The sequence below is a fragment of the Pasteurella skyensis genome (assembly GCF_013377295.1).
GTDB lineage: Bacteria > Pseudomonadota > Gammaproteobacteria > Enterobacterales > Pasteurellaceae > Phocoenobacter > Phocoenobacter skyensis.
The window spans coordinates 1653096-1678422 of sequence record NZ_CP016180.1; the positions used below are offsets into that span (position 1 = coordinate 1653096).

A 25327-nucleotide genomic window follows, 5' to 3' on the forward strand; every position below is an offset into this window, starting at 1 on the left:
TAAAATAATAAAAACCAACTCATTTGTCTACTATGGGCATAGCTCCTCAAAATTACCAACTATTTTGTCTACTATGCCCAAATTTTTAATAACAAATAACCGCTTATATTTTATTCAATTATCTTTTCAAGGGTATAGGGATGAACCTTAATACAAGTGTGGTTTTCAATTGAATTTACCAAACTAACCGCAATAGAGGGATTGGGTAATTGTTCTCCTTCGACTTTAGGTTCACTTATTTTTACTTTCAATTTATTATTTTGATGCCATAAAAAAGTTGTTTCAATACGTTCACACCATTGTTGCGTAGTTTCATTTTCTGCAAAAGGCATTACTATTTCAATATGTTCCCAGTTCTCTACGAGATAAGTTTTACCTTTTGGAAAAGGAAGCTCAATTATATTAACCTTTTGATTTGCTATTATTAATGGCTCATTTAATTTTATAATATAAATTGGTCGTCCATTTACCACATTATCACTCATCACTTCACCACATTTAAACAGTTGTTTAAGCCATAATTCCGCTGTTTCAAGCTGATTTACTCGAACTGCAATATGATCAATTTGATAATCCTTTAATGCAATTTGCATTATATGAGAAAGATCGATAATTTTTTTCTCAAAGGTATGAAATTCATTAAGTAATTCTGTATTTTTTTGAAATAGTGAGTGTTTTTGCATTTTTACTTCTAAGTGATTAAATAATTACTGAAAATGATACCACAAAACCCTCCTTGACAGATATCCTCTTAAAATGGCAGACTACTGTTTTAATATGATCAGAGACCTAAAATTATGTTTACATTTAATCAAAAAAACATTTTATTCACATTAATAATCAGTGGATTAGTATTATGTAATAATGCTTATGCTAAAGAAAAAATAGATTGCGTCCAACTTGAAAAAAATGTACATAAAATTGAGAAAAAAGCAGAAAAAAATGCCAATGAAACATTTTTCTTAGGAGAAAAATACTACTGGGGAGATTGTATTAAGCAAGATTATAAAACAGCCTTTGGATGGTTTCAAAAATCTGCAGCAGAACAACATTTATGGGCACAATATTATATAGGCAGAATGTATGAAGATGGACAAAGTGTTAAACAATCTTTTACTGATGCTGTTAAGTGGTATAAGAAATCAGCAAAACAAGGCTATGGTATGGCTCAATTAGCACTTGCAGCAATCTATCTAACTGGTAAAGAAGAAGAAGTGAAGCAGGATTATTTGGCAGCCTATGTATGGGGAAATTATGCTTTAATTCAAAATGGTGATCGTGATCCCTTTCTTTTACAAAGTTGTATAGATACCATTCAGTTTGCTAGTGCTAGAATGACAGAAGAAGAGTATGAAAAAGCAGAAAAAATGCTTAAACAGGGGCAATTCCCTGAATAAATAATGGATTATCTTTTTAAGCGGTTACTTACAACCAACTTTTTGCAAAAAAAGATAATAACCATCAAAGAATATAAAAACTGAACTGCCCCAAAGTTGATTATTAGGACAGTTCAGTTAAATCAAAAAATGATCATTAGTTTTTGAAGATTACTTCATTTTTAGGCGCATACTGAGACACTTTTAATGGAGAATGAGATTGAATATAACTTTTCAACACTTCTGCATCTACAAAGCCAGTATTAATGTAATCCGCTAGTTTTGGATAACCATCACCACCTACAGCATTAAAACTAGGCAAAGTAAAGGTATAGGTTTTCTTACTACTTAAACGTTTACCATTAATTTTTACATTGTGTACACCGTCTTTTTTCACTGTCATTGAAATACCAGCAAATTGAGGGTAAGCCCCTGAATCCACTGATTTAGTTGCTACTACATCAAGGTATTTTTTAAGTTCTTTACCTGTCATTTTTGCTTTTACAACAGTATTCGCAAAAGGTTGTACTTTTAGTACATCTTTATAGGTAATATCACCACCTTCAATAGAATCACGCACACCACCAGAGTTCATAATTCCGAAGTCTGCGTTTACTTTCTCTTTTTGAGCCGTTGCAATTAAGCGCCCTAAATTCGTTTGATGAAAACGTACTACATCACGATCACCCACTAATTTAGCATCACTTTTACCAATTTTAACATTTAGTGCTTTTTGACCAATTTCTTGATATGGCGTTAAAAACTTCAGTAATGCTTTGTCTTCTTTAATTTGTTTACCTACTAATTGACGTACTTTTTTACCATCAATTTTCACTTTTTGCGTTAAATTAACAGGAATCAGTTGGTACTCTTTCAGTGTTAGCTTGCCCTCTTTATAATTAAAGTCTGCTCGCCCAACATATTTACCCCATTCGTAAGCTTGTACAATCCAAGTGCCATTTTGTCTGTCTGGACGACATTCTGCACCTGGTTTGAAGTTTGGATCATAATTTTTAAGATCTGGTTCCATACAAACTGGGTTCTGTGAGTGACCACCGATGATCATATCCAAAGATCCAGCTGGTAATGAACGAGCTAAAGTTACATCTCCCGGTGCATTGATACCATGAATTGCATTGTGGTAGTGCCCCATATGAGTAACAGCAAAAATCAAATCAGGATTTTCATTTTGCTTAATTTCAGGAATAAGTGCTTTTGCTTCTTCTATAGGACTACGAAAATCTAAATCTGAAATATATTCAGGGTTACCGATTTTCATTGTATCTTCTGTAGTCAAACCAATAACTGCAATTTTTACACCGCCCTTATTAAATATTTGATATGGTTTAAACAAACGTTTACCCGTTTTTTTATCATAAATATTTGCAGATAAAAATGGGAAATTCGCCCACGTCGCTTGTTGTGCTAAAACACTTAATGGATTATCAAACTCGTGATTTCCTAATGCCATAGCATCATAGCCAATTTTACTCATTCCCTTAAAATCAGGCTCTGCGTGTTGCATATCAGACTCAGGTACACCAGTATTAATATCACCACCAGATAATAGTAAACTATAACCACCATCACTAGAAACCTCTTTTCTGATAGTATCTATCAATGTTTTTCTAGCTGACATTCCATATTCGCCATATTTATTTTTCCAAAAACGGCCATGGTTATCATTGGTATGTAAAACAGTTAACTCCACACCATCTTTTGCTGTTGTATTCATACAACCAGCTAAGCCAGCTGTTAACGCAGTTAACAATAATGAAACTACAAGTTTCCTTTTCATTTTGGTACTCCTGATTAATATAAGTGGTAATTACTTACCTTTTAGTTTAGCAAAAGCATCTGCCATTGCTGAATTTTGAAATGAGTGACCTCTCTGTGAATCTTTTTGTTTAGCGACTCTCTGCTCTTTGAAAGAAGCATTGCTAGGTGCAGTCGCCTTACTCTTATCATCACGTTTTGGCACTGATTTCTCTTCCAATCGCATTGTTAATGCAATACGTTTGCGAGAAATATCAATGTCTAACACCTTCACTTTTACAATATCACCTGTTTTGACTACTTTGTGTGGGTCATCCACAAAGGTATTTGCCAACATTGAAATATGCACTAAACCGTCTTGATGCACCCCAATATCCACAAAAGCCCCAAAGTTAGTGACATTCGTCACTGTACCTTCTAAAATCATTCCTTCAACAAGATCTTTAATATCTTCCACTCCATCCATAAAGGTGGCTGTTTTAAACTCCCCTCGTGGATCACGTCCTGGTTTTTCCAGTTCTTTGAAAATATCATTTACCGTTGGTAAACCAAACTTTTCATCAACAAATCGTGAGGCATCAAGCTGGTGAATACGTGTACTATTACCCATTAAATCACTTAAACTTAATTCTATCGCTTGTAAGATCTTTTCTACCACAGGATAGGCTTCAGGATGGACACTTGAGCTATCCAATGGATTTTTTCCATCTAAAATTCGCATAAACCCAGCACATTGCTCAAAAGCTTTTGGCCCTAAACGTGCCACTTTTTTTAACTGGCTACGAGCAGTAAAGCGTCCATTTTCATCACGGTATGCCACAATATTTTGTGCAAGGGTTTTATTCATTCCTGCCACACAGGTTAAAAGTGGTGCCGATGCCGTATTGATATCCACACCCACCGCATTAACACAATCTTCTACGACAGCATTTAATTTACGAGCTAATTGGCTTTGATTTACATCGTGTTGATACTGCCCTACGCCGATCGCTTTTGGTTCAATTTTGACTAATTCCGCTAATGGATCTTGCAAACGACGAGCAATAGATACCGCACCACGCAACGAAACATCTAACTCAGGAAATTCTTGGGCGGCAAATTCAGAGGCAGAATAAACCGATGCCCCTGCTTCACTAACAACAACGGTTTGAGCCTTCCAATCGGAGTATTTTTTATGAGTATCTGCTACAAATCGCTCTGTTTCACGAGAGGCTGTACCATTACCAATCGCAATCAAATCCACATTATATTTTTTACCTAAGGTATAAATGCTGTGAGCCGCTTTATCAGCATAACCAGTATGTGGATAAATAGTATCCGTTGCCAATAATTTACCAGTGTTATCCACTACGGCAACTTTAACCCCAGTACGTAAACCTGGATCAAGCCCCATCGTGTTTCTTGCCCCAGCAGGTGCAGCCATCAATAAAGCTGTCAGATTTCGTGCAAAAACATCAATCGCTTCTTCTTCGGATTTTTCTCGCAAGGTAGTCATTAATTCCGTTTCTAAATGTAACGATGCTTTGATTTTCCACGTCCATGCAATGACTTGTTTGCGCCATGTATCAGAGGCTAAACCATTAAATTGTACTCCTAAATGATCACGAATAATTTCTTCACAATAACTAGAACGAATCGATTCATCTTGATCAGGATCCGCATTTAAAGAGATATTTAAAATGCCTTCATTTCGTCCCCTTAAAATCGCTAATGCACGATGAGAAGGTATTTTTTTATACTGTTCAGAATAATCAAAATAATCTCTAAACTTCGCCCCTTCAACCTCTTTTCCTTCAACCACTTTCGCTTCAAGAGTCGCATTTTGAGTCAGATAGTGACGTAATTTTGCTAACAATTGCGCATCTTCGGCAAAACGTTCCATTAAAATATACCTTGCACCATCTAATGCTGCTTTCACTTCTTTTACTTCTTTATTCAAATAGGTTTCAGCAAGGGCTTCAGGTACTTGGTTTGGATCATCCCAAAGTGTCGTTGCCAATGGTTCAAGCCCATTTTCAATGGCAATTTGTCCACGAGTACGACGTTTTGGTTTATAAGGTAAATAGAGATCTTCTAATTCCGTTTTACTTTGAGTTTTGCAAATTTTCTCTTTTAAGTCACCGCTTAATTTTCCCTGCTCTTCTATTGATTTTAAAATAGTCTGACGACGATCATTAAGCTCTCGTAAATAAATTAATCGCGTTTCAAAATGACGTAATTGGGTATCATCTAATCCCCCTGTCACTTCTTTACGATAACGAGCGATAAAAGGGATAGTATTTCCTTCATCTAATAGATTAATTGCAGATAAAATCTGCTTAGGTTGCACCGTTAATTCTGATGCAATAATTTGACTAATTTGAGTGTTTAATTCATTTAACATTTTTTATCTCAATTTTCTCTTTTTATTTCAATAACAATCTAACTATTTGATATTAAATAACGATTTCAAATAATGTGCAACAGCTTCATCTTCATTAAATCCTATCACTTTATTATTTGGTAATTTTTCTTTGAGCTTAGGATCTGCATTGCCCATTATACAGCCTTCTCCAACGCCAGCTAACATTTCAAAATCATTTAAACCATCACCAAAAGCAATACAATCGTCTAATGTATACCCTTTTAATTTTACTAACTCTTGTAAGGCATTGGCTTTACAAACCCCTTGAGCCATCACTTCTAGGCAGTGAGGCATTGAACGTGTAATTTGTAGAGTACTTCCATACTTTCCAATTATACTTTTTTCGAGTGCTGCTAAATCATCAGGATTTTTAGCAATATAGCACACTTTTTCAGTTTGCCTACCGTGATGTTTAGTAAAATTAACAACTTGATAACTATAGCCTGATTCGATATGAAAACTTTTTAATTCTGGAATATCTTTATTAATAAACCAATCCTCGCCCTGATAACTATTTACACAAATTTTTGTATCATCAAAGCTAACATTCATTAACTCAAGAGCAATATTTTCTGGTAAAAAATTATTTGATAAAACCTCACCAGATAATTTATTTGTTCTCGCACCATTTGAGGTAATTAACATTGCATCATCAAGATTAATTTTACTGATAATATGTTTTACATCAGGATAATTTCGTCCTGTTGCCAAAAAAATATCTACCCCTTTTTGAGCTAATTTTTCAAGGGTCTCAATAGTAAAATCACCTATTTTATGATGAGCATTAAGAAGGGTTCCGTCCAAATCTGAAACAATCGCACGGAATGGAAGTGAATCTAACATATAAAATCCTTTTAAAAGGAATCAACATATAAAAGAAGCACGAATAGACATACTCGTGCTATATTTCTATTTTATCAACTACTCAGCAGTTAAATCTTTAATTACTGTACTCACTGAATTATTCATTACAGATTTAATCCCATTTTTAGTCGCAGCCTGAGAAGAATAATATTGACTACGCCCAATTTCTTGGTGATTTTTTGCCTTCAAAATGAAATAAGGTTTATCATTTTTCGCTACACGAATTTCAAAAAGAGATTCATTACTACCATTTTTTTGAACAGAAGCAATGCCGTTTTCAGCAGAAGCGCGAGATTTATACAACTCACTCGTCAAGATAACTTGACTGTTCGCTGCCTTTAAATTGAACATAAACTGTCCATCTTTTGCTAATTTAAGTTCATACCAACCTAATGCCATAAGTAACTCCTTATTTTTGTTACATAAAAATAAAGTTGAGTATTTTCATACTCAACCTAAAAAACTATTTTACACGAGATACATATTCACCAGAACGAGTATCTACTTTTATGACTTCTCCAATTTGGATAAATAATGGAACTCGAACCACTGCACCAGTACTTAAGGTTGCTGGTTTGCCACCTGTTCCTGCGGTATCACCTTTCAAACCTGGATCTGTTTCAATTACTTCTAATTCAACAAAGTTTGGAGGTGTAACTACAATTGGGCTATCATTCCATAAAGTAATCACACAATCAGCTTGATCTACAAGCCATTTGTCATTATCCGCCACAGCTTTTGCATCGGCAGCAATCATATCAAATGTTTCTGGGTGCATAAAATACCAAAAATCTTCATCTTTATATGAATAATTATAGTTAGTATCCATTACATCTGCCGCTTCCACTGTTGAACCTGATTTAAAGTTGATTTCTAAAACCTTACCTGAAATCAATTTACGAATTCTTGTACGAGTAAAAGCTTGTCCTTTTCCTGGTTTTACAAATTCATTTTCAACGATGGTGCAAGGTTCACCGTCTTGAATAAATTTAAGACCTGGTTTGAAATCAGTTGTACTATAAGTTGCCATTTTATCCTCAAAATTAACTATCTAAATATATAAAAATTTATTATTAATACTATCTTAGTTTATACAGCTAGTATAAACTTTATGCTTTTGGAATGAAAGCTAAAATATTAACATATATATGATACATCAAAATATAAAAATTGGCGAAAAAAAACCGCTATGGTTACAGGATTTAGCACAAGCATTTAATGATCCTATCGATCTCTTAAACTATTTAGAGTTCGATCCTAAAGAGTTTGAACAAGATTTATTAGCTCGCAAACTATTTACAATGCGAATACCACGTCCTTTTGCCCAAAAGATGCAAAAAAAAGATAAAAATGATCCACTATTTTTACAGGCGGTCACATCTTTTGAAGAATTTACAAAAATGGAAGGATTTACTACCGATCCACTTGAAGAGCAGGAATCTCCCGCACCTAATATTTTACATAAATATCATAACCGACTGTTATTTATGATAAAAAATAGTTGTGCTATTAATTGTCGTTACTGCTTTCGTCGTCATTTTCCTTATGATGAAGTAAAAAATGGAAAAACGGTATGGGTAGAAAGTTTAAACTATATTCGAAAGCAGAGTGAGATCGAAGAAGTCGTGCTATCTGGTGGTGATCCGATGATGGCAAAAGATGAAGAATTTGATTGGCTGATCACTCAATTAGAAAAGATAACTCACATTAAAACACTGCGTATTCACTCTCGTGTACCAGTGGTTATTCCAAATCGAATTACTGAAAAATTATGCGATATATTTAAACAAACTCATTTAAATATTGTATTAGTTACCCATATCAATCATGCGAATGAAATAGATGAATACTTTGCTGAAAAAATGAAAATGTTACGGGATGCGAATGTCACTTTACTCAATCAGTCAGTATTATTGAAGGGCGTAAACGATGATGCAAATATACTTAAAGCATTAAATGATAAACTATTTGCTACATCTATTTTACCTTACTATTTACACGTATTAGATAAAGTTGAAGGTGCAAGTCATTTTTATATTGATGATAATCAAGCCTTTAAGATTTATAAGGAGCTACAACGTATTTCATCTGGCTATCTTGTGCCAAAGCTCGCAAGAGAAGAAGCGGGAAAACCAAATAAAACACTACTTGGATAATGAGCATAAAAAAGCCTCAACTATTTTAATATAATTGAGGCTTATTATTTAAATAATTAACGCCAAGCCTTAAACTGATTGATCAAGCCATTGGTTGAACTATCGTGGCTTGCGATCGTTTCATCATTTTCAAGTTCTGGAAGAATACGGTTCGCTAATTGTTTACCTAATTCAACCCCCCATTGGTCAAAGCTATAAATGTTGAAAATAACGCCTTGTACGAAAATTTTGTGTTCATACATCGCAATCAATGCCCCTAAGCTATAAGGTGTGATTTTTTGTACTAAAATTGAGTTGGTTGGACGGTTACCTTCAAACACTTTAAATGGTACGATTTCCGCCACTTCTTCAAGGGTTTTACCTGCGTCTAAAAATTCTTTTTCAACTACTTCTTTTGATTTACCAAAAGCCAACGCCTCTGTTTGTGCGAAGAAGTTTGAAAGTAATTTACTGTGATGATCCGATACTTGGTTGTGTGTTTGTGCTGGTGCAATAAAATCACAAGGAATAATTTTAGTTCCTTGGTGGATCAACTGATAGAACGCGTGCTGACCATTTGTACCCGGTTCGCCCCAAATAATTGGGCCTGTTTGGTGTGTCACCACTTTGCCATCACGTCCAACATATTTACCGTTTGATTCCATATTTCCTTGTTGGAAGTAGGCTGCAAAACGGTGTAAATATTGGTCGTAAGGTAAAATTGCTTCAGTTTCAGCCCCTAAGAAATTGCTGTTCCAAATACCAATTAAGGCTAAAAGTGTTGGGATATTTTGCTCAACAGGTGCAGTTAAGAAATGCTGATCCATTTTATGTGCCCCTTCAAGCAACTGCTCGAAGTTTTCAAAACCAATAGATAACGCAATAGAAAGCCCGATTGCTGACCATAATGAATAACGTCCGCCAACCCAGTTCCAGAATTCAAACATATTTTCAGTATCAATACCAAATTTTGCCACTTCGGTTGCATTGGTTGAAAGTGCCACAAAGTGTTTTGCTACCGCACTTTCCTCTTTCGCACTGGCTAATAACCAATCACGTGCTGAATGTGCGTTTGTCATTGTTTCCTGTGTCGTAAAGGTTTTTGACGCCACTAACACAAGCGTCGTTTCAGGGTTACATTTTTTCAAAGTTTCTGCAATGTGCGTACCGTCCACGTTAGACACAAAGTGCATTGTTAAATGATTTTTATATGGACGTAACGCTTCGGTAACCATATAAGGACCTAAATCTGAACCACCGATACCAATGTTAATCACATCAGTAATCGCTTTATTCGTATAACCTTTCCACTCGCCAGAAATCACACGCTCACAAAAACCTTTCATTTTTGCTAATACCGCATTTACTTCTGGCATTACATCATTACCGTCCACCATAATTGGCGTATTCGCACGGTTACGCAATGCGGTATGCAACACGGCACGATCTTCGGTACGGTTAATTTTTTGACCTGAATACATCGCTTGTTTTGCAGATTCAAGCTGACATTCATCGGCTAATTTATATAATAAATCTAAGGTTGTTTGATTGATCGCATTTTTTGAAAAATCCACTAACATTTGATCTTCAAATTGACGTGAATAACTATCAAAACGCTGACTATCCTGTGCGAATAACTCTGCAATCGTTAAATTTTCTGCTTTATGTTGCTCTAATTGAGTCCACGCAACCGTTTGAACTGGATTGATATTTTTCATTTATTTTCCTTATACGAGATTTAATATTGAAATTGGTACTTATATTTTGATAGTGCGTAATTTTATCCGAATTAAAGCATAATTGTAAGGTATTAATTCAATCATCATTCTTCTTTTGATGAAATGATTATCGTATAGAATCAAAAAGTAAAAATGCGACGATGATCGCAAAAATTAAAAAATATTTTTTGAGCTTTTAGATATACTGTCATTAAAAAATTAAGGATAATCCGATGAATAAAATGGCTGAACACTTTGATATTAAATCCAAAATCTATACCATAAGAAATAAACAAGTAATGTTAGATAGAGATCTCGCTTCACTTTATGGTGTAGAACTCAAAAGATTAACAGAACAAGTTAAAAGAAATATTGCTCGATTTCCTGAACATTTTAGATTTCAACTCACTCAACAAGAATATGAAAATTTAAGGTCGCAATTTGCGACCTTAAGATCTGGCGAAGAAAATAATACTTGGGGAACTCACACAAAATATTTACCCTATGTTTTTACCGAACAAGGTGTGTCAATGCTAAGTGCTGTTTTAAGAAGTAGTACCGCAATAGAAGTCAGTATAAAAATAATTGATAGCTTTGTTACAATGAGAAAATTTATTGCTCAAAATGGTGATATTTTTAAACGAATTGAAACACTAGAACAAAGCCAACTTATTACCAACACGAATATCGATAAGATTTTCAAAGCACTAGAAAATAAAGAGCAAATTCAACAACAAGGTATTTTCTTTAATGGTCAAATTTTTGATGCACATAAATTTGTATCTGATTTAATTAGAAAAGCACAAAAACACATTGTACTCATTGATAACTATATTGATGATTCAACTTTGACACTTTTTCAGAAAAACCAACGTATAAATGTCACTATTTATACTCATTCAATGAACAAAACCTTAAAACTTGATTTAGAAAAATATAATCAGCAATACAAAAAAATAGACATTCAAATAAATAAAAATTTTCACGATAGATTTTTAATTATTGATGATAAAGATATTTACCTTATTGGTGCGAGTTTAAAAGATTTGGGTAAAAAAGTGTTTGGGTTTTCATTATTAAAGGATATTGACGTGAATTTTTATAAAAAAATATAGACAGGGCATCCCCATCTATATCTTAAAATTTGTAAATTCTACAAAAAATCCAACCGCTTATTTCTGCTCTGTTGAACTCATTTCATCCAAACGTTTTTCTAATTCGTTCAGTTTTTCACGGGTACGCAATAAAACCTGTGATTGCACATCAAATTCTTCACGGGTTACTACGTCTAATTTTGATAATTGCGCTTGTAAAATTTGTTTGAATTTTTCTTCTAAATCACTACCCACATTTTTTAAGCCTTGCGGTAATGAATTATGAAGTTGTTGAGCGATATTTTCTAATTTTTTAGGATCTAACATTCTTTTCTCCTTACTTAATTTGAGAGATAAGCGGTTACATTCTTGTAAAAATTTACAATTAACGTACCGCTTACCTTTTTCGTTCTTTACTTTTTATTTTTTGCTTTTCTTAATAAACTTCATCAAACGCTTACGTTTTCTTAATTGGTTTGGTGTTAATTTATTACGTTTACCTGCAAAAGGATTTTCCCCTTCTTGGAATTGAATACGTATCGGCGTACCAATTACTTTCAGACTTTTACGGAAATAGTTTGATAAATAACGTTTATAAGAATCTGCTAATTTTTCTACTTGGTTGCCGTGTACCACAATGATCGGCGGATTGTAACCACCGGGGTGAGCATACTTTAATTTCACACGGCGACCATTGACCAATGGAGGTTGATGATCATCAATGGCAATTTTTAAGACACGAGTCAGCATAGATGTCGTCATTTTTTGGGTTGCACAACCATAAGCCTCTTTAATTGAACCAAATAAACTACCCACACCACTGCCGTGTAATGCAGAGATAAAATGGACACGAGCAAAATCAATAAAATTTAAACGGCGATCCAGTTCTGATTTTACAAATTCTTTATCATCGTGGCTCATTCCATCCCATTTATTGACCACAATCACAAGTGAACGTCCTGCATTTAAAATAAAACCTAACAGTGATAAATCTTGATCTGAAATACCATCACGTGCATCAATGGTTAATAACACCACATTCGCATCTTGAATGGCTTTTAAGGTTTTAATAACAGAGAATTTTTCAACCGCTAAATTGACCTTTCCACGCTTACGTACACCAGCAGTATCAATAATAGTGTATTTCTGATCATCGCGTTCCATTGGGATGTAAATACTATCACGTGTTGTACCCGGTAAATCATAAACCACCACACGATCTTCACCCAAAATTCGGTTAGTTAAGGTTGATTTCCCTACATTTGGACGACCAACAATTGCAATTTTAATATTTTGATCATATTCTTGCTCTTCGTTTAACGCTTCATCTAATAATGCCGTATCTTCTTCATTATTAAAATCAAAATCACGTTCCCATTCATCAATTTCTTGGCTTTCTACTTCTTCCGCTTCAACGCCTTGTTCAACCTTTTCAGCCAAAGGAATAAGTACTTGTTCGATAAGTTGGTTTACGCCACGCCCTTGTGATGCGGCAATTTGTTCAATTTCGCCTAAGCCCAGTTGATAAAATTCGGCACAATGTGAATTTGCATCAATACCATCAACTTTATTGGCTACCACAACAGTCGTTTTTTCACGAGCACGTAAATATTGTGCGATACCAATATCAGCAGGCACTAAACCCGCTCGGGCATCCACCATAAAGAAAACAACATCGGCTTCATCAATCGCAAGTAACGATTGTTCCGCCATTTTTTCTTCCACGCCCTCTTCCGTACCGTCAATACCGCCAGTATCAATTACGATAAAATCGTGTCCATTGATATGAGCTTGACCATATTTACGATCTCGGGTTAAACCGGGAAAGTCTGCAACTAACGCATCACGAGTACGGGTTAAGCGATTAAAAAGTGTGGATTTTCCCACATTTGGACGCCCAACGAGCGCAATAACAGGTGTCATATAGATTTTTACCTTTAGAGTTTCTTTAATAGTTCGACATTATAACAAAAATCACTAAATTATATACGACCATTTTTAACAAATTGTTTTTAGTTGAATTTTAGACAGGGGGGGGTATAATAGTTTGATTAAATTGTCAATACCTAAAATGAAGGAATTTCATATAAATGAATACAGAAAATAACAAGAAAACAACAGTTGCAACACTATTATTTTTATCACTCACAACGAGTTTTGCTTTTGCGGGACAAAGTGAACAAAATCAGATAGATGCTCTTAGAAAACAAGTAGAAGGATTGCAAAAGCAACTGCAAAAGCTAACGGCACAACCGAAAATACAAACTTATGCAACTACGACACCTGACAGTACTGATGACCCAGCCAAAGCGGGTACAGGCACAGATTCGATTGTTTTAAACAATGGAATAGCAAATGGAGAAAATGCTATTGTTGGTGGTGCGACTAGCAACACAGCAAGTGGAGAAAATTCTGTTTCATTGGGTGGAACTAAAAATATCGCAAGCGGAAAAGCTTCTGTTGTTATTGGAGGAGGCTTTTATGAAAGGGGAACTGCTGTAGGAAATACAGCCGCAGGATTAAATTCTTCTGTTATTGGTGGTGTTGAAAATAGTGTAAGTGCAACAGGTTTTCGTTCTAGTGTTATTGGTGGTTACAAAAATAGCGTATCTAGTGAGGATTCTATAACTCTAGGAGGGCAGAAAAATACCATTAAAAATAGTGAAATGTCTAATGCTATTTTTGTGGGAGAAGGTAATACTATTGAGAATGTTAATAAAGGAAATGTTATTATTGGAGGAGCAAAATCAAAGATACACGGTGGTGCAGGTTATGATAATTTTATTCTCGGTGGTGGTGATAGAAATGCTGATGGAAATGAAATTATAAATGGAGATAATAATGTAATTATAGGTGGGTATGCAAGTAAAATTATTAGTGATGCTAATTGGCAAGATAATAATATTATATTAGGTGGACATCATAATAAAATAGACAAAAATACTAAAGATGGTTTTATTATAGGCGGTGTAGAAAGCATTGTTAATGGTTCGTTAAGTGGTGCACTTGGTGGGGTTGGTAATAACATCACAGGGAATGGTTCTTATGTTATCGGTGGTAGCAAACCGAACGCAGGAAAAAAGAGTGAAGATAAAACATATGGTAATACTGTTTCAGGAAATAACTCTTTTGTTATAGGTGGCAAGAATAGAATTGTAGGAAATCTTTCTTATACTTTTGGGAATAACAATACTATAAATAAAGAAAAAGTGTATATCTTAGGCTCAAATATTGATGCAGGTAATGCCACAAGAGCGGTTGTTTTAGGTGACAGTTCAACTGCGGTGACCGATGCGGTTTCAGTGGGAACAACAGCAAAACCAAGAAATATCAAGCACGTTAAAGACGGAGAAATTTCTGATACTTCACTTGATGCGATTAATGGTTCGCAAGTGACAACACTTGCAGAGATTGGTAAAACTTTTGACAATAAATATATTTCTGTTCAAAGAGATAGTACACAAGAAAATGGCACAGATCCGCATATTGCAGGACATAGAAAATATTATAAAGTTGGTTTAACAAAAGATGCAACTGATAAAATCGATTCGATAAGCAGTAAAGCAAATAAAAATGCGGATAATTTAAGTGCAACTGATATAACTGATTGGAAAACTAAATTAGGTGTAGAAGCAAATACGAACTCCGTAGAAACAGTTACTGAAGGAAATGGAATAACAGTTTCAGGAGGTAACACTGCTACAAATAAGGCTTGGACTGTTGCCCTTAGTATTGCAACCCAAAATACTTTAACTCAAGTTGGTACCAATACTACTAAGATTGGTCAAAACACCACTAAGATTGCTCAAAACACCACTAAAATTGCTCAAAACACCACTAAAATTGCTCAAAACACTACTAAGATTGATCAAAATACCACTAAGATTGGGCAAAATACCACGAAGATTGGTCAAAACACTACTAAGATTGGTCAAAACACCACTAAGATTGGTCAAAACACCACTAAAATTGGTCAAAACACCACTAAGATTGGTCAAAATACCACTAAGATTGGTCAAAACACCACTAAGATTGCTCAAAATACTACTAAAATTGGAGAAAATACAAAAGCCATCGCATCTAAATTAAGTAAAGATGATATGAAAGGTGTTTTAAGCTCGAAGACTATTTCTGTGACAGGTAATGGAGCAAATCAATTATTAGATAATATCAAAATTGAAGTCAAAACAGACGGACAAGTGGCTGATGGTGATAAAAAAGTAGTTAATGGTGGCACGGTTAAAAAATATTTAGATGATAACCATTACACCAAAACAAAAACGAATGAGTTGCTAGATAAAAAAGTAAATTCTGATGATATGAATAAATCTATCACAGGAAAAGGGATTAAAGTTGGTGGAGCGGGCAAAGATCAATTATTAGGTGCTGTAACATTAGAAATTGAAGATAATGCAATTACTACTGCAAAAATCAAAGATAAAAATGTGACAAAAGATAAATTATCAGATGATGTTCAAACAACTTTAACACAAGTTAATACGAACAAAACCAATATTGCAAATAATTCTAAAAATGTGACCGCTAATACTAAAAATATAGTGAGCAATAAAGCAGCAATTGATAAAAAACTTGATGCTGATAAGATGAAGGGTGAATTAACCTCAAATAAAGACAGTATCAAAGTAACAGGTAAAGGCAAGAAAACGTTATTAAATGATGTAAATGTTGAAGTCAACCCAACTCTAACTGGTATGCAAAATATTTCATTTAACAATGGCGTTTCTATTGGTCAAACAGGCTTAAATAATGGTGGACATAAAATTACCAATGTTGCTGCAGGTGAAGTTTCTGCAACATCAACGGATGCAGTAAATGGAAGCCAATTATATAAAATAGCATCACAATTAAATCAGAACAGTAATGAAGCTAAGAAAAGAGCTATTTCAGGTGCGGCTATTGCTGGTGCAATGGCAAACTTACCACAGGAATACTTACCGGGTCGCTCAATGGTAGCAGTGGGTACGGCACATTATCGTGGTACAACTGCCGTTTCTCTAGGGCTATCAACGATTTCGGATAATGGTAAATGGATCTTAAAAGGTTCCGTCAGTTCCGACTTAAGAGAAGAAACAATGGTCGGTGCAGGTGCTGGGTATAGCTGGTAATCACCATTAAAATTTGTGGTATGCACCCCAAAAGTTGGACACAACTTCTGGGGTGTTTTTTTATTTATTTTTCACATAGACTGGAAAGCAGATTTGTAGTACTTTTTAAGCGGGTACATTTACGAAAAAATTTACAAATTTTAAACATTCTTTTTATTTTCCAAATAGGTATAAAAAATTAAGCAACCGTTTACGCAAACGGTTGCTTTTTATTTTTTTTATAGTAAAATTCAACTTTCTTCACTTAATCTTTAACTTAAACAGGAAAAAATGCTATGAATTTTATTAAATCCTATTTTGGTATTGATGGCAAAAATACCACCATTAGAAAAGAAGTTATCGCTGGCTTAACCACTTTTTTAACAATGGCATATATTATTTTTGTTAATCCGAATATTTTATCTACCACTGGAATGGATAAAGGGGCGGTTTTTGTTGCCACGTGTTTAGCTGCGGCAACAGGCTGTTTTATTATGGGATTTGTGGCTAAATTGCCCGTTGCATTAGCACCAGGTATGGGCTTAAATGCGTTCTTTACTTATAGCGTCGTACTGGGAATGGGATACACTTGGCAAACTGCATTAGGTGCTGTGTTCCTTTCAGGCTGTGTATTCTTATTATTGGGGGTATTTAAGGTTCGTAAATGGATTATCAATGCTATTCCAAGAGGTTTAAAACAAGGAATTGTGGCTGGGATAGGTGCATTCCTTGCTTTCATTGCAATGCAAAACTCGGGTATTATTGTAGATAATCCTGCCGTACTTGTTGGACTTGGACCATTTACTTTTTCATCATCAATGGCATTACTCGGTTTTCTGCTCATTACGGCGTTAAGCCATTTTCGTGTTACTGGTGCCGTCACTATTGGTGTTATTTCTATTGCAATTATTAGTTTATTGGCAGGTTACACTCATTATTCTGGCGTTATCGCTATGCCACCGTCTATTATGCCAACACTATTACAACTTGATATTGCAGGTGCATTTAATGTAGGAATGATCAGCGTTGTTTTTGCTTTCTTATTTGTTGATTTATTTGATACCAGTGGAACGCTCATCGCCGTTGCCAAACAATCTGAACTGATGAATGAAGAAGGAGAAATCAAAAATTTAGATAAAGCCTTACTCGCTGATGCAACAGCAACTATCACAGGGGCATTATACGGCACATCATCAACAACAAGCTATATTGAAAGTAACGCTGGTGTTGCTGCGGGTGGTCGCACAGGGTTAGTGGCTGTTGTTGTTGGCATACTTTTCTTATTAAGTCTATTTTTTGCACCTCTAGCTGGAATGATTCCTGCTTATGCAACCGCTGGTGCAATTTTATATGTTTCAGTGTTAATGTTAGAATCATTAACTGATCTAGATTGGAAAGATATTAGAGAATTTGCTCCTGCCGTTGTTTGTACAATTACAATGCCGCTTACTTATTCTATTGCAGATGGTATTACTATTGGCTTTATATCTTATACGGCACTACAAGTTTTGACAGGTAGATATAAAGAAATTAATGCTGTCGTGTGGGTATTAACCGCTATTTTATTACTTAAAATTACAGGTCTATTAGATATGCTTTTTGCTACATTAAATGTGATGTAAGCGTAAACAAACACCGATAAAAAACCAAAAAGCTGTTACAAAAACAGCTTTTTTTATTGCTTAAAATTGATCTTGTTCACATAAATACACTTCACAATGTGCAATTTATACGACTATTTGCTAAACTTCTTTAACGAATTTAAAATTTTTTTAACAATACGAAGGAGTATCTTATGTCTAAACCACATATTGGATTTTTAGGTCCACAGCCTTATATGAAACAGGCAATCGATGAAATGAATAAACACCTTGTGGTACACGAACTAAATCCAACCACTTGGAAAGATGAAGAAATGGAAGCCATTGCTCAGAAATGTCGAGATAAAAATATTACTGCTGTTGCTGGTTTTGCACAAAAAGATGCGTTTCATCATATTTTAATCAACGAACGTTTAGGCAATCCAGTGCCTTCACGTCTTGCGTTTTTATATTGTATGAACAAATATTTAATGCGTACCCTTGAAGCAAATCCATTCTGGTTTGATTATGTTGATCCATTAACAGAAACTGATGAAGAAATTATCGCTAAAATTACAGAATGGCCATTTATGTTGAAAAACACCTCTCTTTCATTAGGTCGTGGTATTTTCAAAATCAAAAATGAAGATGATTTGCGTGCTGTTTTAAAAAGCTACCGTGAAGATAAAGAATTACAAGAACTGATTGCTTATCAAAATAAAGAATATATGAAAGGCATTCCTGAGAGTGAGTTACCGCCTGTCATCCCACCATTTATAGCAGAGCATATGGTTGATATGAACGTGGCAATTGAATATTGCTACGAAGGTTATATTACCGCAGAAGGTGAAATCGTACACTACGCCTTAACCGAAGAAGTGTATTTCTCAAATCATCAAGCATTAGGTTATGTTACCCCGCCGATCAGTATTGATTCTGATATGGCAAACAAAATTGAAGCGTGGGTTGATGATTATATGGGACGCTTTGCAGAGCTTGGGTATAAAGGACAATTCTTTAATCTTGAATTCTGGATTATGCCAGATGGCACGATTGCATTAACCGAAATCAATCCTCGTGCAGCACACAGTTACCACTACAACTACTTATATTCATTTGGCGATTCGCTCTATGAAGATAACCTAAAACTTGCCGCAACAGGTAAAAAGGTATCAGATGAAACCCCTTGGACAAAATGGCGTCAAGGTGGTGACTTCCTTTATACTTTAATTGTGTTAATTACTTCTAATGAAATGGGTAAAGTGAGTGATATTTTAGATTACAACTATGTCGCTCAATTAGAACAAGAAGGTGTGCTAATTCGTCACACTCGCCAAAAAGATGATGTACTAACCGCAGAAGATATGACGGCTGCTGGCGTAATGTTACAACAAATGTGGATTACAGGAAAAACTAAACAAGATGTGATTGCTCGTGAACACGAAATCCGTGCAAAAATCTTCAAAAACAAAGCCAAAGTAGCAGGTTGTGATTACCCTCCTTATTGGTCTTTATAATCGTTGAATTGGGCATAGTAGACAAAATAGTTGGTAAAAAATGGGTTAAAGCTTTATATTACTGTGCTTTAGCCCACTTTTTTGAAAATGAATAAAAAACTTGTCCTTTTTGTCATAAAACGAATATTCACAAATATGGTACCCAAAATAATGTTCAACGTTATAAATGCTCTATTTGTAATAAAACTTTTACCTTCAAAAAATCCTTAAATTCAAGCCAAATTTGGCTAGATTACACAGAAGGTAAACAAACCTATAAGCAACTAGCAATTAAATATAATTGCTCTGTTAGAACTATTCAAAGATATGTTTTAAAAGCCCCTAAAACGCCATTAAATATCCCACAAAATAATAAATTGAACTTAATGATGGATACCACTTTCTTTGGTCGAAATTTTGGTGTTCTCGTTTTTATGGACACTTTATCAAAGAAGGTAATTTATCATCAAATTGTGACAACAGAAAAAAATCTTTATTATCTATTAGCAATGAATAAATTAAGAGAAAAAGGCTATATTATTCAATCTATTACTTGTGATGGAAGACGAGGATTATTAAGAGATTTTTTAAATACGCCTGCACAACTTTGCCAATTTCATCAAATAGCAAATGTAATAAGGAAATTAACAAGGAACCCTAAATCTGAAGCGGGAAAAGAGCTAAAAATATTAGTTAAAACATTAAAAAATAGCTCTAAAAACGAGTTCTATATTAATTTACATTATTGGTATTTAAAACATAAAGAATATTTAAATGAACGCTCCGATAAAATAAATGAAAAGGGTAAATATCCTTTTAAACATCGTAATATAAGAAGTGCTTACAGGAGCTTAAAATATAATATGGATTATTTATTTACTTTTGAAAAATATCCTGAATTAAATATAGAAAAAACAACAAATAGGCTTGAAAGTTTATTTGGAGAACTTAAACGAAAACTATCTAATCATAATGGTTTAACCAAATACCATAAGATTATGTTTATAAAAGATTTTCTAAATAAAAGGAGTTGGTAATTATTTATAAAATAATAAAAACCAACTCATTTGTCTACTATGGGCATAGCTCCTCAAAATTACCAACTATTTTGTCTACTATGCCTTGAATTGAGATTATCTAAACAAATGACACAAGCGGTAAGATTCTGATCAAAATTTGCAAATTTTTGAATACATCTTACCGCTTCATTTCTAACTAAAAAGCCCCGTCCCAAAACTCAGACAACGCTGTCACTCCTTGAATATCATTTTGTTTTAGTGGTACAAATAATGCTTGTAGCTCTTGGTACTGCTCCATTAAATCATCAAGTTGTGTCATTATTTCACGCTGTCTTTGACTACGTTTTTGCCAAAATTCATTGGGTTGTTGTTCGCTTAAGATTTGATTTACAATTAAACCTTTGCAAGGTAAATGACTGGCGTGTAGTTGTTTTAAGGCTCGTTTGGTTTCTGCGATCGGCAAGGTTTCTGCAATCAATACTAACACAATGGCGGTTTTATCTTGATTATGCAAAATATCCCTTGCTTGTGAGAATAACTGACGGCGTTTTTCTAATACACTCACAGCCTCAGACCAACGATTATTTTCTTTTACAAAAGGATTAAAGCTGCGTTGCTTATCTAAATTTTGTGACGCTTCTCGTAATTTAGTTTGGTGCTTTTGTTGAGCGAGTAATCCGTCTGTCCACGCTTGCATCATTTCAGGTAAGCTTAACAAACGCAAAGTATGCCCTGTTGGTGCGGTATCAAAAATAATATGTTGATAATCCGCTTGTGCATCAACTAAATGCTGACAAATTGCTTCCAACATTGCCGCTTCTTCTGCACCCGGTGCATGATGAGAGAGTTTTAAAAACTCTCGTAATTTTGGCATCATATCGGGGTTGGTATAAGCACGTAAGGTATTTTCTACCTGTTCAAAATGCTTATGAATAATAGTATGAGAATTAAGCTCAATCGCATCTAAATTATTGTTAATTTTTGTTGCTTTGTGGCTAAGCTCAATTGCCAGAGCGTCGCCTAAACTGTGGGCAGGGTCGGTTGAAATAATTAAAGTTTTTCGACCAATACTTGCAAAATGCACCGCCAACGCTGCCGATGAAGTGGTTTTACCTACACCACCTTTACCACCAACAAAAATGACTTTTTTATCTAATAAGCTATTAACTAACTTCATTTTATACCTCAATTTATCTCTTATTAACAACCGCTAATTAACAGCAACCAAAATGCTCTAAGGGCGATTTTTCAATTCCCATACGAGTATGCCACTCGTGAAAAGCTTCTAAAAAAATAGGTTGCAATTCAAGGGTATAAAATGCAACAGGGTTAGGCACGCCAAGACTTTCAGCAAAAAGCATTAACATAAACAAATCCGCCTCATCACGATTTGCTCTCGCAAGTGTTTGACGATAAGGGGCGTGATAAAACTCATTTAAGCCTTGCAAGAACTCTTGCAAGGCTGTTTTACAGTTATGTGTCATCACATTATTCAGCTTGTTTATCTTTTGATGGCCATTCTTTTCTAAGCACAGATACGCACTCAAAAGATACCATAATAGATGCGATTAAAATAACAATATCTAACACTAATAATAACCACTGCTCTTTAACATAGAAAGCTTGTAATTGGATTAATAATGCCATTACTGTCATACATAGAAGAAATGCCATTGGTAATAAAGTGTACCAGCTCTTAATCCCTCTACGTAATAACATTACAGATACGATTAATAAGGTTAAACCTGCCATCAACTGGTTTGTTGTACCGAATAAAGGCCAGATTGTTAAACCACCTGCACCATCATCGCCACCTGTTCCGAATACTAATCCGATACAGATACCTACCGCTGATAAAGTTGCAACTGTACCATTTTTCAAGATTGGTAAGTTATAGATTTCACCAAATTCTTGTACGATATAACGTTGTAAACGCACACCTGTATCCATTGTTGTTCCAGCGAACAATGCCGCCATTACCGTTAACATTGTGACTGAAATTTCTTTACTGATTCCGACACCTTGATTGATGATTTCACCACCACCATTGATAAATGCACCGATCGAACCTTTACCAAATGCAGTATAAACAGCTTCCCAATCAGCTAAGGTTGCAAAACCTGCTGTTGCAGCAATGATTGCACCAAGAGAAAGCATTCCTTCGCCCATAGCACCAAAGTACCCCACAAAACGAATATCTTTTTCGTTGTTAATTTGTTTTGACGTTGTACCTGATGAAACTAAACCGTGGAAACCTGAAATCGCTCCACAGGCAATGGTTACGAATAATAATGGCATAATCGGTGGTGTACCGTTTGGCATATTTTCATTAAATGCTGGTGCCACCACATCTGGGGCAAATAGCATAATTGAAACGTATAAAATACCTAACCCAATAAATAATTGTAAACCATTGATATAATCACGAGGTTGTAACAACATCCATACAGGAAGTAATGATGCCACTGCTGCATAAGCAAAAAGAATTAAAATCCACCAACCAGTGCTGCTCATTCCCATCATTTCTGTTGGTAATGCAATCGGACATTGTGGTCCTAACCAAATTAACGTATATAATGCAATAACACCTACAATTGACACAATTGGTAGTGATAATTTAAAGCGATAAATTGCTTGCCCGATAATAAATGCGACAACTAAAGCTCCCCAAACTGGTAATACCGAAGAAGGGGTTTTGACCATCATTCGAGCAATTACAGTACCAAAAGCCGTATTTACCATTAGTAATAATAGGAAAATTACTACCATCAACAATGCTCTTGCACGACCTCCAATGACTTTACCTACGATAAAGCCCATTGATTGACCACGATTACGCACTGATGCCCAAATCGCAGACATATCGTGTACACCTGCCATAAAGATCGTACCAAATACAACCCAAATAAAAGCAGGAACCCAACCCCAAATTACCGCAATCGCTGGACCAATGATTGGAGCAGCTCCTGCAACGGAAGTAAAATGATGTCCCCAAAGCACATATTTATTGGTTGGTACGTAATCGATACCATCTTTAAATTCGTGAGCAGGCGTTTTGAAATCATCACTGAGTTTAAAAATTTTTTCAGCGATAAATTTTGAATAAACAAAAAAACCAACAGCCATACAACCAAGACCTGTTAGCAGTAGAAAGACACTATTCATAGAAACTCCTTATCTATTAAACTAGAGTGTTAAAAAAATAAATGTGAGTATGTAGAAGAGACAACAAAGGTATGAAACCTTTATTTCAGGGGGTAAATATACTAAATTTATGCCTTAAAAACAAGCAATTGGCGGTTGAAATTTGAGATTGAACGTCGATAATAAACAAGCGGTAAGATTCTGATCAAAATTTGCAAATTTTTGAATACATCTTACCGCTTAAAATACAATAAAGTTTAGGCTTTTTGTAATTTTGTCCAGTTGTAGTAACCATATAATGAGTTAAGTAAATAGGCTCCATACATTAAATACATTGCAGCAGTATCTACCCATAAGATGATACTGAGAATATTGATGATAATCCATAATGCCCATTGTTCACGGTAACGTAACACCATAAGTAATTGAGCGGCAACAACTAATACTGTTGTTACACCATCAAGCCCTGCAGCACTTCCACCAAAATATCTTAATGCACTAATAAAACATAAGGAGCCAACTGCAACACTGGTAGCGAGAATTACCCAACCTTTTAAATCTAATGCTTTAGCAATAACACTTTCATCACCACTTTGGTTATTTTGCATATTCTCTTTCCAAAGAAAATAACCGATAAACTGAGCAGGAATATATACATAAAGCGTTGTATTCATCTCACCTAAGTAATTATTACCTAGAGAAACATAAAAATAACTATAAGCAAAAATTAAACCAAAAAAGTAGTTACTGATTTTTCCTTTACCTACAAAAACAACACAAATGATTCCTGAAATACCCGCAATCATTCCCAATAAAGTATCTGGTTGAAGAATAAAAGCAACGATTTGTGCTAATAAAAATAAACCTAACCAAATAACTTCAAACGGCTTCCAGCCTGAAAAAAGCTCGTGTTTAACTTGTTCAACAAGTGTTTTGTAGTTCATAAGTTCCTCTAAGAGTGATTAAATGTAAAATATTTGCTACATTTTACAAGTTATTTATACGCATATCAATCAAAGATTGCATATTTATTGGCGCATTTTCTTTAGCTTGTTGATAAGCACTTTTCGCCGCTGTAATATCCCCTTTTGCAACTAAAATATCGCCAGTTAAAATTTGCTTACGTAAATTCCACGCTTTACCTTCTACTTGTGATAATAGGCTCAATGCATCATCAAGTTGGTTTAATTGATAATCAACCATTGCTAAACGTAAACGAATAATATTTTGTAAAGTTGCATCTTCAGTACTTGGCAAGGTATTCTGCAACGTGGTTTGTGCTTTTGTAAACTCGTTGGCTTCTACTTGTTTTTTAGCTAGCTCTAATGCTGAAAATACGGCGTAGCTTGTATCTTTATTTTCAGAAATAAATTTTTCTACAAGGGGTTGGTTTGTTTCAGGATCTTTTACATAGCTTTCTACGATAGCTTGATAGGTAGCAGAAGCTTGTTGTGTTGCTTGTAATTTATGGTTTTGCCAAAATTTCCAACCAAAGATACTCAATGATATAACACAAATAACCACCAGAATCGGCGTACCATTTTCTTTAAACCACTTTTTAACATTGTTAAATTCTTGTTCTTCGGTTTGATTTAAATATTCACTCATAATTTTTC

Annotated in this window: 20 protein-coding genes and 1 pseudogene; 7 read left to right on the top strand and 14 right to left on the bottom strand. The window is 34.7% G+C overall.

The genetic code is table 11. The annotated features are described in order from the left end of the window. Positions 1-110 precede the first annotated feature (110 nt). Positions 111-683 (bottom strand): VOC family protein, encoded by a 573-nt coding sequence (locus A6B44_RS07860; protein ID WP_090923191.1) that lies wholly within the window; start codon positions 681-683, stop codon positions 111-113. A gap of 114 nt (positions 684-797) precedes the next feature. Here A6B44_RS07860 and A6B44_RS07865 point away from each other — a divergent pair, with 114 nt between their 5' ends. Continuing rightward, positions 798-1397 carry a tetratricopeptide repeat protein gene (locus tag A6B44_RS07865; protein WP_090923189.1) on the top strand — a complete coding sequence of 200 codons (600 nt, stop codon included), beginning with the start codon at positions 798-800 and terminating at the stop codon, positions 1395-1397. A gap of 136 nt (positions 1398-1533) precedes the next feature. Here the strand turns inward: A6B44_RS07865 and ushA are convergent, their stop codons facing one another. The 5 genes from ushA to efp all read right to left on the bottom strand — a co-directional run bounded on the left by ushA (position 1534) and on the right by efp (position 7450). Next, the gene (ushA, locus tag A6B44_RS07870) at positions 1534-3174 is read right to left on the bottom strand and encodes a bifunctional UDP-sugar hydrolase/5'-nucleotidase UshA (protein WP_090923187.1); all 1641 of its coding nucleotides are present in this window, start codon (positions 3172-3174) and stop codon (positions 1534-1536) included. Positions 3175-3204: 30 nt separating this feature from the next. Further along, positions 3205-5535, bottom strand: coding sequence for a Tex family protein (locus A6B44_RS07875; RefSeq protein ID WP_090923186.1), 2331 nt, complete (start codon positions 5533-5535; stop codon positions 3205-3207). A 42-nt stretch (positions 5536-5577) separates the two neighbouring features. Then, positions 5578-6399 (bottom strand): Cof-type HAD-IIB family hydrolase, encoded by an 822-nt coding sequence (locus A6B44_RS07880; RefSeq protein ID WP_090923185.1) that lies wholly within the window; start codon positions 6397-6399, stop codon positions 5578-5580. A gap of 78 nt (positions 6400-6477) precedes the next feature. Continuing rightward, positions 6478-6819 (bottom strand): YegP family protein, encoded by a 342-nt coding sequence (locus A6B44_RS07885; protein WP_090923183.1) that lies wholly within the window; start codon positions 6817-6819, stop codon positions 6478-6480. Between the two features lie 64 nt (positions 6820-6883). Then, positions 6884-7450, bottom strand: coding sequence for an elongation factor P (gene efp, locus A6B44_RS07890; protein WP_090923181.1), 567 nt, complete (start codon positions 7448-7450; stop codon positions 6884-6886). 118 nt (positions 7451-7568) lie between these two features. On the opposite strand from efp, the gene epmB reads away from it, so the two are divergent. Continuing rightward, positions 7569-8576 (top strand): EF-P beta-lysylation protein EpmB, encoded by a 1008-nt coding sequence (gene epmB, locus A6B44_RS07895; RefSeq protein WP_090923179.1) that lies wholly within the window; start codon positions 7569-7571, stop codon positions 8574-8576. Positions 8577-8632: 56 nt separating this feature from the next. Here epmB and pgi read toward each other — a convergent pair whose 3' ends face one another. After that, positions 8633-10273 (bottom strand): glucose-6-phosphate isomerase, encoded by a 1641-nt coding sequence (gene pgi / locus A6B44_RS07900; protein WP_090923177.1) that lies wholly within the window; start codon positions 10271-10273, stop codon positions 8633-8635. Between the two features lie 233 nt (positions 10274-10506). Here pgi and A6B44_RS07905 point away from each other — a divergent pair, with 233 nt between their 5' ends. Then, complete coding sequence (locus A6B44_RS07905) at positions 10507-11388, top strand: ORF6N domain-containing protein (protein ID WP_090923175.1); 882 nt, start codon at positions 10507-10509, stop codon at positions 11386-11388. A gap of 57 nt (positions 11389-11445) precedes the next feature. On the opposite strand, the gene ubiK is transcribed toward A6B44_RS07905, so the two are convergent. Both ubiK and der read right to left on the bottom strand, forming a co-directional pair. Continuing rightward, the gene (gene ubiK / locus A6B44_RS07910; protein WP_090923173.1) at positions 11446-11694 is read right to left on the bottom strand and encodes a ubiquinone biosynthesis accessory factor UbiK; all 249 of its coding nucleotides are present in this window, start codon (positions 11692-11694) and stop codon (positions 11446-11448) included. A gap of 93 nt (positions 11695-11787) precedes the next feature. Next, positions 11788-13290 (bottom strand): ribosome biogenesis GTPase Der, encoded by a 1503-nt coding sequence (gene der / locus A6B44_RS07915; RefSeq protein WP_090923171.1) that lies wholly within the window; start codon positions 13288-13290, stop codon positions 11788-11790. A gap of 167 nt (positions 13291-13457) precedes the next feature. Here der and A6B44_RS07920 point away from each other — a divergent pair, with 167 nt between their 5' ends. The 4 genes and pseudogenes from A6B44_RS07920 to A6B44_RS07935 form a co-directional block, all read left to right on the top strand. Continuing rightward, on the top strand, positions 13458-16493 hold the full coding sequence (locus tag A6B44_RS07920) for a YadA-like family protein (protein ID WP_090923169.1): 3036 nt from the start codon (positions 13458-13460) through the stop codon (positions 16491-16493). Between the two features lie 275 nt (positions 16494-16768). Continuing rightward, the gene (locus A6B44_RS07925; RefSeq protein WP_090923167.1) at positions 16769-18094 is read left to right on the top strand and encodes an NCS2 family permease; all 1326 of its coding nucleotides are present in this window, start codon (positions 16769-16771) and stop codon (positions 18092-18094) included. A gap of 173 nt (positions 18095-18267) precedes the next feature. After that, positions 18268-19569: an ATP-grasp domain-containing protein gene (locus tag A6B44_RS07930; protein WP_090923165.1), complete on the top strand. Its 1302-nt coding sequence runs from the start codon at positions 18268-18270 to the stop codon at positions 19567-19569. 110 nt (positions 19570-19679) lie between these two features. Continuing rightward, positions 19680-20585, top strand: a pseudogene (locus A6B44_RS07935) (IS256 family transposase, variant Zn-binding type); the annotation flags it as partial. Between the two features lie 178 nt (positions 20586-20763). On the opposite strand, the gene A6B44_RS07940 reads toward A6B44_RS07935, so the two are convergent. The 5 genes from A6B44_RS07940 to A6B44_RS07960 all read right to left on the bottom strand — a co-directional run bounded on the left by A6B44_RS07940 (position 20764) and on the right by A6B44_RS07960 (position 25322). Beyond that, positions 20764-21744: an ArsA family ATPase gene (locus A6B44_RS07940; RefSeq protein ID WP_090920110.1), complete on the bottom strand. Its 981-nt coding sequence runs from the start codon at positions 21742-21744 to the stop codon at positions 20764-20766. Positions 21745-21781: 37 nt separating this feature from the next. After that, a complete protein-coding gene (locus tag A6B44_RS07945; RefSeq protein ID WP_090920113.1) occupies positions 21782-22051 on the bottom strand; it encodes a cory-CC-star protein in 270 nt (89 codons plus the stop codon). Between the two features lie 4 nt (positions 22052-22055). Further along, entirely contained in the window at positions 22056-23732 is a 1677-nt protein-coding gene (locus tag A6B44_RS07950; protein WP_090920116.1) for a carbon starvation CstA family protein, read from the bottom strand. A 236-nt stretch (positions 23733-23968) separates the two neighbouring features. Further along, complete coding sequence (gene pnuC, locus A6B44_RS07955) at positions 23969-24655, bottom strand: nicotinamide riboside transporter PnuC (RefSeq protein ID WP_090920119.1); 687 nt, start codon at positions 24653-24655, stop codon at positions 23969-23971. Between the two features lie 43 nt (positions 24656-24698). After that, the gene (locus tag A6B44_RS07960) at positions 24699-25322 is read right to left on the bottom strand and encodes a YfgM family protein (RefSeq protein WP_090920122.1); all 624 of its coding nucleotides are present in this window, start codon (positions 25320-25322) and stop codon (positions 24699-24701) included. Positions 25323-25327: the final 5 nt, after the last annotated feature.

Bases quoted from the DNA above. Each gene is read 5' to 3' on its own strand.
- A6B44_RS07860 (WP_090923191.1), bottom strand. From the start codon at position 683: ATGCAAAAACACTCACTATTTCAAAAAAATACAGAATTACTTAATGAA.
- A6B44_RS07865 (WP_090923189.1), top strand. From the start codon at position 798: ATGTTTACATTTAATCAAAAAAACATTTTATTCACATTAATAATCAGT.
- ushA (WP_090923187.1), bottom strand. From the start codon at position 3,174: ATGAAAAGGAAACTTGTAGTTTCATTATTGTTAACTGCGTTAACAGCT.
- A6B44_RS07875 (WP_090923186.1), bottom strand. From the start codon at position 5,535: ATGTTAAATGAATTAAACACTCAAATTAGTCAAATTATTGCATCAGAA.
- A6B44_RS07880 (WP_090923185.1), bottom strand. From the start codon at position 6,399: ATGTTAGATTCACTTCCATTCCGTGCGATTGTTTCAGATTTGGACGGA.
- A6B44_RS07885 (WP_090923183.1), bottom strand. From the start codon at position 6,819: ATGGCATTAGGTTGGTATGAACTTAAATTAGCAAAAGATGGACAGTTT.
- efp (WP_090923181.1), bottom strand. From the start codon at position 7,450: ATGGCAACTTATAGTACAACTGATTTCAAACCAGGTCTTAAATTTATT.
- epmB (WP_090923179.1), top strand. From the start codon at position 7,569: ATGATACATCAAAATATAAAAATTGGCGAAAAAAAACCGCTATGGTTA.
- pgi (WP_090923177.1), bottom strand. From the start codon at position 10,273: ATGAAAAATATCAATCCAGTTCAAACGGTTGCGTGGACTCAATTAGAG.
- A6B44_RS07905 (WP_090923175.1), top strand. From the start codon at position 10,507: ATGAATAAAATGGCTGAACACTTTGATATTAAATCCAAAATCTATACC.
- ubiK (WP_090923173.1), bottom strand. From the start codon at position 11,694: ATGTTAGATCCTAAAAAATTAGAAAATATCGCTCAACAACTTCATAAT.
- der (WP_090923171.1), bottom strand. From the start codon at position 13,290: ATGACACCTGTTATTGCGCTCGTTGGGCGTCCAAATGTGGGAAAATCC.
- A6B44_RS07920 (WP_090923169.1), top strand. From the start codon at position 13,458: ATGAATACAGAAAATAACAAGAAAACAACAGTTGCAACACTATTATTT.
- A6B44_RS07925 (WP_090923167.1), top strand. From the start codon at position 16,769: ATGAATTTTATTAAATCCTATTTTGGTATTGATGGCAAAAATACCACC.
- A6B44_RS07930 (WP_090923165.1), top strand. From the start codon at position 18,268: ATGTCTAAACCACATATTGGATTTTTAGGTCCACAGCCTTATATGAAA.
- A6B44_RS07940 (WP_090920110.1), bottom strand. From the start codon at position 21,744: ATGAAGTTAGTTAATAGCTTATTAGATAAAAAAGTCATTTTTGTTGGT.
- A6B44_RS07945 (WP_090920113.1), bottom strand. From the start codon at position 22,051: ATGACACATAACTGTAAAACAGCCTTGCAAGAGTTCTTGCAAGGCTTA.
- A6B44_RS07950 (WP_090920116.1), bottom strand. From the start codon at position 23,732: ATGAATAGTGTCTTTCTACTGCTAACAGGTCTTGGTTGTATGGCTGTT.
- pnuC (WP_090920119.1), bottom strand. From the start codon at position 24,655: ATGAACTACAAAACACTTGTTGAACAAGTTAAACACGAGCTTTTTTCA.